The sequence below is a fragment of the Dietzia sp. HMSC21D01 genome (assembly GCF_001815995.1).
GTDB lineage: Bacteria > Actinomycetota > Actinomycetes > Mycobacteriales > Mycobacteriaceae > Dietzia > Dietzia cinnamea.
In genome coordinates, this window is the sequence record NZ_KV824156.1 from 1 (window position 1) to 2958 (window position 2958).

General features: G+C 69.7%; 3 protein-coding genes. All 3 read right to left on the reverse strand.

All coding sequences use genetic code 11. The features are described from left to right. Positions 1-34 precede the first annotated feature (34 nt). Positions 35-1462, reverse strand: coding sequence for an MFS transporter (locus HMPREF3086_RS17020; RefSeq protein ID WP_070723126.1), 1428 nt, complete (start codon positions 1460-1462; stop codon positions 35-37). A gap of 141 nt (positions 1463-1603) precedes the next feature. Next, positions 1604-2575: an NAD-dependent epimerase/dehydratase family protein gene (locus HMPREF3086_RS17025; RefSeq protein WP_070723131.1), complete on the reverse strand. Its 972-nt coding sequence runs from the start codon at positions 2573-2575 to the stop codon at positions 1604-1606. After that, positions 2572-2958: glycosyltransferase family 9 protein (locus HMPREF3086_RS17030; protein ID WP_141764152.1), on the reverse strand; the 387-nt coding region annotated here is incomplete at its 5' end. The genes HMPREF3086_RS17030 and HMPREF3086_RS17025, both read right to left, overlap by 4 nt.

The window sequence follows — 2958 nt, forward strand, 5'->3', positions numbered from 1 at the left end:
CCTCCGGGTGCGGAGCCCCCTCACCGGGTGCGGATCACGGCACCTCGGCGGCGAGGACGCGGTCGGCGGTGATCTCCGCGTCAGCGTCCATGTCGTTCTTGCTCGACTCGGTCATGCGCCACACGCACAGCATCGACATGACCGACAGCAGCGAGAGCATGATGCCCACCCCGAGCGTGTTGCCATCGGCGACCATCGCGGCGGCGGCCAGCGGCGGCAGCGCACCGCCGAGGATGCCGGCGAGGTTGTAGCCGAGCCCGGCGCCGGTGTAGCGGTAGCGGGCCTGGAACAGCTCGGGCAGCAGGGCGCCAGCCGGGCCGTAGGCGATGCCGAAGATGATGAGGGTGACGAACAGGACCAGGGCGAACGCGATCGGCGAACCGGTGTCGAGGATCGGGAACACGAACAGCGTCCAGATCACGGCCAGCGCGACCGAGGTACCGATGACCTTCTTGCGTCCGATCCGGTCGGAGTAGATGGCGGAGACCGCGATGGCGGCACCGAAGATCAGCGCGGCGAGCATGCCCATGCCCAGGACGAACGGCCGCGGGTGCTCGAGGTTCTTGGTGGCGTAGTTCGTCAGGAACGAGGTGCCCATGTAGAAGAGCGAGAACAGCGAGGTGAGCGCGCCACCGGCGATGAGGATCTCCTTCCACTGGAAGCGGATCGCATCGGCGAAGGGCAGCGTCCGGGGCGCGGTCTCCGTGGCGGCACGCGCGCGGTCCTGCTTGAAGACGGGGGTCTCCTCGACCGAGATGCGGATCCACAGGCCGATGAGGACCAGGACGGCGGACAGCAGGAACGGGATGCGCCAGCCGTACTGCATGAACGGGCTGTTGATGTCCGCGCCGTCGCCGGCGATGAGGGAGAACAGCAGGAAGGTGCCCGAGGAGAGGAAGAAGGCGAAGGCCACGCCGAGCTGGGGCCACATGCCCATGAGTCCGCGCTTGCCCTTGGGCGCGTACTCGGCGGTGAGCAGCGTCGCACCGGCCCATTCACCGCCGACGGCGAAGCCCTGGAAGAAGCGGCACGCCACGAGCAGGGTCGGCGCGAGGATCCCGATGCCGTTCTCGAACGCCCCGAAGGCCCCGGTGTCGTAGCCGGGCAGCAGGCCGATGAACACGGTCGCCACGCCCATGATCATGAGCGTCCAGACGAGCGTGCGCTTGCGACCGATCCGGTCACCGAAGTGCCCGAAGACCGCCGCGCCGACGGGCCGCGCGAAGAAGGCGACGGCGAACGTGGCGAAGGACGACAGGGTCGCCGTGGCGGGGTTCTGATCCGGGAAGAACAGGGTCGGGAAGACGAGGGCCGCGGCGGTGCCGTAGATGAAGAAGTCGTACCACTCGATGGTCGTGCCGATCGAGGAGGCCGCGGCGACCTTCGCGAGCGAGGTCTTCTGGGTGGCCGGGGGCTGGTTCGGCGGCGCCGGATCGCCCGCGGGGAGGTTCGTGGCAGTCAAGACAACTCCAAGTCCTGTGAGGGGCCGCCGGGTGGAGTCCCGGCGCTGTGGTCCCCGACGCGTGAACGTCGATTGACGGACAAGGTATGTGATGACTGCCACACCCTCATACACCCGAAAGTGGAGGGTGGGTGATCTGGCTCACGCGGTCGGTGCGGAGAGCTCCTGCGGTGTCCTGGTCCGGAACCACTCGACAGTGCGCGCGAGACCGTCCGCCCACGGGACGGCCGGCTCCCAGCCGAGCGCCTCGGTCGCCAGCGCTGTGTCCGGGCGCCGGACTTGCGGGTCGTCGACGGGACGGTCGATGTACCGGATCCGCGAGGACGAGCCGACCGCCTCGATGACGTCGCGGGCGATACGCAGCACCTCGAGTTCGTTGGGGTTGCCGATGTTCATCGGCCCCGCGTGGCCCGACTCGGCCAACGCGAGGATCCCGCGCACGAGATCGTCGACGAAGCACACCGACCGGGTCTGGGACCCGTCGCCGGCCACGGTGAGTTCCTCTCCGCGCAGCGCCTGCCGGATGAAGGTCGGGATCGCCCGCCCGTCGTGCGGGCGCATGCGGGGGCCGAAGGTGTTGAAGATGCGCACGATCGCCGTGTCGACTCCGTGGGTGGTGCGGTAGGCCTCGGTGAGCGCCTCGGCGTACCGCTTGGCCTCGTCGTACACCCCGCGGGGGCCGACCGGGTTGACGTTGCCCCAGTACGTCTCGGGCTGCGGGTGTACGAGTGGGTCGCCGTACACCTCGGAGGTCGAGGCCAGGACGAACCGGGCGCCCTTGTCGCGGGCGAGGCCCAGGGCGTTGTGTGTCCCCTGCGACCCCACCCGGAGGGTGTGGATGGGTAGCTTGAGATAGTCGATCGGCGAGGCCGGGGACGCGAAGTGCAGGACGAGGTCGACCGGGCCCGGGACGTGGACGTAGTCGGTGACGTCACGCTCCATCAACTGGAACCCGGTATCCGCGGCGAGGTGCGCGAGGTTGTCCGGTGTGCCGGTGAGGAAGTTGTCCAGGGCGACGACCTCGACGCCGCGGCGGCGGAGTTCGGTGCACAGGTGGCTGCCGAGGAAACCGGCGCCTCCGGTGACGACGGCCCGTGTGATGGTTCGGGTCATGATGTGGTCCTCCCCGTGTCGTGGCTGAGTAGGTCGAAGGCTGATCCGAGCACCTCGTCGGTCCGCACGGCGTCCAGTCGTGGATCGACGACGTCACCGTGGGGGTCGCCCCACGAGTCGGCGTCCGGGTCGCCGTGCCACAGGACGTGGTGCAGATGAGGGTCGATGAGCGGGCCCCACCACCGGGGCGGGACGGGGCCGAAGAGGACCACCGACGGGGTGGCCAGCGCCGTCGCGAGGTGCGCGATTCCGGTGTCCCCGCTGAGGACGAGTCCGGCCCCGCGGACGAGGTCGGTCAGGGCGTCGAGGTCGAGCGCTCCCCCGGCGTCGGTCGCGCCGGGGGTCGACCCGGCGACCTCGGCCGTCAACGCCGCCTCATCGGC